We start from the raw sequence: 5,810 nt of genomic DNA on the forward strand, positions 1-5,810 counted from the left end.
TTCTCTTCGACAAAACTGGGTTGACTTATACGACAGCCTCAAAGAGAAAAAGTAAGTCTCTCAATTTTAGTTCTCGGAAACTATACGCGAACACTTTTCTCTTTGTTTTACTCTTTATTTTCCTTAACCGAGCAGTATTGCTACCACTATCAATCGAATCTGCCATCGGAATTAATTCTCCTATTTATCAGGATAAAAAGTTTGCTAGCGTAGCAATATTAAATAGACAAGGTTAAGTCTGCTACATGACTTTCTTGTTGTTTTTTTGTTAGCAAACTAGTTAGTAACTGTTAGGTTACTTGGTTATCTTTTAAAGTTTAGATAACCAATTTTTTATCAGTGCTACTTACATTTAAAATTCTATGTGAATTGACTTATAAGGCCAATGAAAAATGTTTTGATATATTTATAAAACTTGTAGATTTTTTAGATGATGAGCTAAAATCTTTGTATAATAAAATTTAAGTTAAGTTAAAGATTATATTGCAATGAACAATCTTTTGATAAGGTTGTCAAATTTTTAGATATTTAATTAATCTGCTTTGGTCTGAGGTTCTATTACTTTTATCCAACGTTATACTACAAGACTGATAGCAACAAATAACACAGTCAATCTGATTAAATTCTACAGAGGCGATTTGGTATCCTAGAGGCGATGCCTACGGCGGGCTACGCCTACGCAGCTAACAATACACAGAAAATCCCCACATAGGCGAGACTCACTGATAACTGGTCTGTGTATACTGCGATCGCGTTTGCCCCAGCGAGCTAAGATCAGGATTGCATTTACAAGTAATACGGATGCGATGTCTACGACGGGCTACGCCTACGCAATTAATGGCGACCGAATTGGCGGTTTGTTAAAAAAATTGACTTTTACAAAGAGTTTTAGCCTTAATCGAACCGTATTAGAATATGGTGGACAGATAGAATTAATCTACCGCCGCCATAAAAGAGAAGATAAATCCTATGCGCTTATGAAATAAACCAGATACTTTTTACCTATTTTGCTGTTAATTTTCAATCCTAATAGTGTTCTAAAATAACAAATAGCTTTTTTCGCTAAAATTTTTGAGGTAATACTCTATGACTATTTGGGTAAATGAGCAAATTGATCCGTCTGGGATGATTCACGCCTGTATTGCCTGTTGTAATGAATCTCAAGCCAACGATTGTCATAATTCCTTTGAGAATAATTTGACCGAGATCCAAAAGGCAGCAGGTTGGGTAGCGCGATTGCGGACAGTCGATTCTTGGGATGAAGTGCCAGTTAATTCTTTAAAACTCAATTAATTTGGTGCTATGAAAAGTAGATATTCTTTGGGATTTTGATTGGTATATTTTAGGAGCGTAGGCGTAGCCCACCGTAGGCATCGCTTGTCTACTACACGCTGGGCGAATGCCAATGCCGATCGCACCATACACCATGAAAACAGGTTAATAAAGTATAAAAATTGGATTAAGATTACCGAATTATTAACAATAGCTTCTACTAAAAGTAATATTTTATAGAAAATTGATGATTTTTATGAACTCTTAAGAGCTATCATCTATACCGGAGATTAAATTAACAAACTTGCATAAACCGAATAAATTTAGTGAACTATCCCCCAGTTTACACTTCGGAGCAAGGCTGTCCTATTAATTTAGTTGGCGAAACGGGACAAGCGGTTCAAATTTCAATTCATCCCCCCAGTCAATATATCTGTGCCAACTGCGAACGGATATTACCAGATTGGAAACGACAGCCATTTTTACGGGTAGTGATTGTCTTACAGCAATCGCGTTATCAACTAGTGGAAAGGACGATCCAAATAGAGGCAGAAAAAGAACGCTTGCGAGAAAAATTTATGAGGTTTGGCTGTGATCTAGCATTTAATCTGCGCGATCGCGGCTATCTAACAGACCTGATCGATCCTCGTACAGGTTATCCTTTATTGTCCAATCCCGGAGCAATTCCCCACGACGACACAGCTGTTGTTAAAGCTTTACTCAATTATCCAGTGATTAAAAATCGTTGTCGTGTGCTAGTGCATCCCGACTGGGGTGCAGCAGTTTATCCTAGCATTTTGATATCAGAAGCTCCTCCAATTGTAATCGAATGGGCTACTAAAGGCATAGCTGCTATGCATGGGTGGAAAGAATATTAATTATTAATTGGGTATTGGGCATTGGTTATTTTTCCCTCATTACTTTATGTATAGCAATCCGATTTGATTTCTGAAATTATTTGCGTAGGCTGGGAGTGGGGAGTAGGGAAGAAGTCCCTTTGAGTTGTACTGAGTTTGTTCAAAAATCAAATATGAGTTCTATATGTTAAAAATGAGTATTTAAAGACGTATAGTAGCACCTATGTCTCTAGACAATTTGTTCCAAGAAGCTAGGACAGTCGAAGCCTCTAATAGTGCGGCTTACTACTTTCCCCTGATGAGCGGACGCTATGAAGTTAAGCCGGGGATGATGCCTTTTGGCTCCTGTTTAGGGAACACTCAGGCTGATCAACAGGTATTTCAAATTGATGATAATTTCACCCACTACCGTCAAGCTAAACTGTTGGCTCGTGGCGAACGGTTGAGCAAGTATTACCAAATCTGCAATTATTCTCAGGTGGTGGCAGGTGCGATCGCTAATTTAATTATTAATCGCCTCATCCAAGAACATCCACAACATTTTTACTGCCAAAAGTCAACAGCCAACACCCGAACATTCCATAGTCAACTCACCAACGAAACTCTCTATTTAGATGCAGAGTTGCAGTTACAGCAAGTTCAGGGTAGCGAAGTTGTTCCAACTTACGCCTCTACCCTTGATGCTCTGGCGGCGCAAGTCCAAGAAGACCTGACAATTATCTGTCGTTCTGCCAATGGTAGCAACTGGCTAAGTGCAGTTCATCTCTGCTATCCCAACCACTGGTCAGCTGAAGAGAAGATTGGCAAAGACTTTGCCACAATTCATGCAGCTGTGGCGGGTATGGAAAAAATTAATCGGCGAGGGAATGCGATCGCTAATACGATGATTACTCAGAAGCCGATGGTGCGTTTTGCCTGGGGTTTGAGTACCGACACCCGCCTCAATCACCATCCCCAACCGCCGTCTGGTGTGTTAGTCAGCCAATGGCAAGGTAGAAGCTTTGATTCCCATCATCCCCGGCTCTACCTGCGAATTGAGCGCCAAGTAATTTGGGGATTACCAGAGTTTGAAGCGGCGCTATTTACCATTCGTACTTATTTTAGAGATTGTAAACTGATTAAACAAGACCCAGTTTTACGGTCTAAGCTTTATGGTGCGATTCAGTCCATGACATCAGAATCACTGGTTTATAAGGGCTTAGTAGAGAGCAAAGCTAGTATTTTGAGGTGGCTAAACGACGGATAAAAAACAATCCGCTTGGGTTAGCGTCAAAAACCATAAACTGCGTAGGTTGGGTTGAACAAAGTGAAACTCAACAAACCACTGAAAATGTTGGGTTTCGTTCCTCAACCCAACCTACGATTCTGACTCCTGAATTCTGTTTGATAAAATTAGTTCGCCGCATTAAAAATCTGTTGTGCGGTTAAATTTAATTGGGGAAAGGTTGGTGATGAAATCGCGGTGTTGCCTTGAAACGATGTCATTTGATATTCACCATCAACTAATTCGCATACAAAAATAGTGGGTTGTTTGGGATTGCCGATGAACTTTCTTGCACCCAACGCAGCATAATCGGCAATCCAATATTCAGGAATGCCCATCTCCTCATAATCCCTAAATTTATTGTAGTAATCATCTCGCCAGTTGGTTGAAACAACTTCAATAACTATTGGAACCGATGCTGCAAGGCTTACTGTTGACTGTTTTTCAAAAAGCGGTTCATTGTCGAGATTATCAAGATTTAATAACAACACATCGGGCGAATAAGCAGATTCAGCAGTGGGAGTTTTGACTAATGCAGTTTTGGGAATAGTGTAGGGAAAGTTCAGGCGATCAAACTCGACAGTTAGCTTACGGGCTATAAATCCTACAACTTTTTCATGCGCTCCAGTTGGGGATGGCATTTCAATAATTACTCCATTGTGCAATTCATAGCGTTTACCATCGTTAGGATACCATTCGCTAAACTCATCGAAGGTGAGTAATTTGGGCAAGGCTTGGGTCATAATCTTACCTCCACATCTATTTTATTTTATCAACAGAACTTTGTCAGAGTTTGATTTACGCTCAACTTTGGTTTTCATTAAAAATGTTAGAATCACTCCAGCACAAATGCTTTTAGGCATCTTTGATGACTTTCGACCTTCCCGACTCTCTGATTCTCAATACAGCACTTTCCGTATCTGGATTAACTGACTATATCCGCTTGCTGTTAGAGCAAGATCAACAATTACGGCAAGTTTGGGTAACTGGCGAAGTTTCCAGTGCTAACCCACATCGTAGTGGGTTATTTTTTACGCTGCAAGATACCGATCGCACCGCCGGAATTAAGTGTGTGGTATGGAATAGCCAATTGCCAAAACTCGCCCAAATGCCTGTTCCCGGTGAGCAGATCATCATTTTGGGTAGTATTCGCGTTTATCCGCAACGCGGAGAGTATCAGTTATCAGTTTGGCAAACTCTACCTGCTGGTGTCGGTTTACAAGCGCTGCGCTATCAACAACTTAAAAATCGCTTGCTAGCTGAAGGGTTGTTCGATCCTCAAAGAAAGCGATCGCTCCCCATCCATCCCCAAACGATCGCCGTCGTCACTTCACCAACTGCGGCTGCTTGGGGTGATATTCAAAAAACCCTCAAACAAAGGTATCCAGGTTTACACGTTTTATTTTCTCCGGCGACAGTGCAGGGTGAGCAAGCGCCGGAATCTATCGTCAAAGCAATTGAGCGAGTAAAAAACGATGGCCGCGCCGAAGTGCTAATTTTATCGCGGGGTGGTGGCGCGGTTGAAGAGTTGGCTTGTTTTAATGATGAACGAGTGGTGCGATCGCTTGCTTGTTGTTCTATACCGATAATTACTGGTATTGGCCATCAACGAGATGAATCTTTAGCAGATTTAGTTGCAGACGCTTGTGTGCATACACCCACTGCGGCGGCGGAAGTGGTTGTGCCGGCATTGTCAGAGTTGTATGCTGAACATCGGGGGCGAGTTGTGATTTTGCATGAGGCGGTGGATGATTTTAGAGAAAATGCTGAAAAGAAACTGCAAGTATTGCGGAATCGTTTGCGACGTTTGCGGTTAGATCGACAAGTGCAGCAGGAGGTGGAAAAGCTAAGTTGGAAGCGTCGGCAATTGGTGCAAGTAACAATGGGGCGATCGCAGCAAGCAACGCAGCATTTAGAGTTGTTGCGGCAAAAGTTGGCTAGTCTTGACCCGAAAGCGGTGTTACAGCGTGGTTATGCGGTGGTGAGAAGGGAAGATGGGGCGATCGCACGTTCGGCGGCAGAGTTGGCTGTGGGAGAAGATTTGTTGATTCAGTTGGGGCAGGGTGGAGTTAAAGTGAAGGTTATGGAATTAACGAACCGCCAAGACGCCAAGGACGCCGAGAGTTGAATGGTTAAACGTAAGAGTGCTTCTAATTCTGAGGAAGGTTGGAATTATGAGGCGAAGGTTGTTGAAATAGAGGGAATTATTACTCGCATTGAGGCGGGTGAGTTGGAATTGGAAGCCGTGTTTGAGCAATTTGCAAGTGCTGTTGAGTATTTGCGTCAGTGCGAAAGTTTTTTGCAGCAGCGACAGCAGCAGGTGGATTTGTTGATTGAAACTTTGAGTGATGAGTAGAAATATTCAAATTTGTTAGATAACGTGATTGCCCCTGGTGTACTGTCAGGGATGCGATCGC

The 5,810-nt window shown here is 41.8% G+C and carries 7 protein-coding genes; 6 read left to right on the forward strand and 1 reads right to left on the reverse strand.

Annotation, left to right across the window (positions count from 1 at the left end; genetic code table 11):
- Positions 1-806: 806 nt before the first annotated feature.
- The 4 genes from ACEW80_RS31080 (at position 807) to ACEW80_RS31095 (ending at position 3,375) form a co-directional block, all read left to right on the forward strand.
- Positions 807-986, forward strand: coding sequence for a hypothetical protein (locus ACEW80_RS31080; protein WP_373530302.1), 180 nt, complete (start codon positions 807-809; stop codon positions 984-986).
- Between the two features lie 100 nt (positions 987-1,086).
- Entirely contained in the window at positions 1,087-1,293 is a 207-nt protein-coding gene (locus ACEW80_RS31085) for a glycogen debranching protein (RefSeq protein WP_373530303.1), read from the forward strand.
- 305 nt (positions 1,294-1,598) lie between these two features.
- On the forward strand, positions 1,599-2,150 hold the full coding sequence (locus tag ACEW80_RS31090; protein WP_373530304.1) for a methylmalonic aciduria and homocystinuria type D protein: 552 nt from the start codon (positions 1,599-1,601) through the stop codon (positions 2,148-2,150).
- 202 nt (positions 2,151-2,352) lie between these two features.
- Entirely contained in the window at positions 2,353-3,375 is a 1,023-nt protein-coding gene (locus ACEW80_RS31095; RefSeq protein ID WP_373530305.1) for a DUF3445 domain-containing protein, read from the forward strand.
- 146 nt (positions 3,376-3,521) lie between these two features.
- Here the strand turns inward: ACEW80_RS31095 and ACEW80_RS31100 are convergent, their stop codons facing one another.
- Complete coding sequence (locus tag ACEW80_RS31100; RefSeq protein ID WP_373530306.1) at positions 3,522-4,136, reverse strand: Uma2 family endonuclease; 615 nt, start codon at positions 4,134-4,136, stop codon at positions 3,522-3,524.
- 125 nt (positions 4,137-4,261) lie between these two features.
- On the opposite strand from ACEW80_RS31100, the gene xseA reads away from it, so the two are divergent.
- Both xseA and xseB read left to right on the forward strand, forming a co-directional pair.
- The gene (xseA, locus tag ACEW80_RS31105) at positions 4,262-5,521 is read left to right on the forward strand and encodes an exodeoxyribonuclease VII large subunit (RefSeq protein ID WP_373530307.1); all 1,260 of its coding nucleotides are present in this window, start codon (positions 4,262-4,264) and stop codon (positions 5,519-5,521) included.
- Complete coding sequence (xseB, locus tag ACEW80_RS31110) at positions 5,522-5,749, forward strand: exodeoxyribonuclease VII small subunit (protein WP_373530308.1); 228 nt, start codon at positions 5,522-5,524, stop codon at positions 5,747-5,749.
- Positions 5,750-5,810 lie beyond the last annotated feature (61 nt).

Origin of the sequence: Nostoc sp., from assembly GCF_041747015.1 — a bacterium.
GTDB lineage: Bacteria > Cyanobacteriota > Cyanobacteriia > Cyanobacteriales > Nostocaceae > Nostoc.

Excerpts from the sequence above, each read along its gene's own strand:
- xseB (WP_373530308.1), top strand. The coding sequence starts at position 5,522 with ATGGTTAAACGTAAGAGTGCTTCTAATTCTGAGGAAGGTTGGAATTAT.
- ACEW80_RS31100 (WP_373530306.1), bottom strand. The coding sequence starts at position 4,136 with ATGACCCAAGCCTTGCCCAAATTACTCACCTTCGATGAGTTTAGCGAA.
- ACEW80_RS31080 (WP_373530302.1), top strand. The coding sequence starts at position 807 with ATGTCTACGACGGGCTACGCCTACGCAATTAATGGCGACCGAATTGGC.
- ACEW80_RS31085 (WP_373530303.1), top strand. The coding sequence starts at position 1,087 with ATGACTATTTGGGTAAATGAGCAAATTGATCCGTCTGGGATGATTCAC.
- xseA (WP_373530307.1), top strand. The coding sequence starts at position 4,262 with ATGACTTTCGACCTTCCCGACTCTCTGATTCTCAATACAGCACTTTCC.
- ACEW80_RS31095 (WP_373530305.1), top strand. The coding sequence starts at position 2,353 with ATGTCTCTAGACAATTTGTTCCAAGAAGCTAGGACAGTCGAAGCCTCT.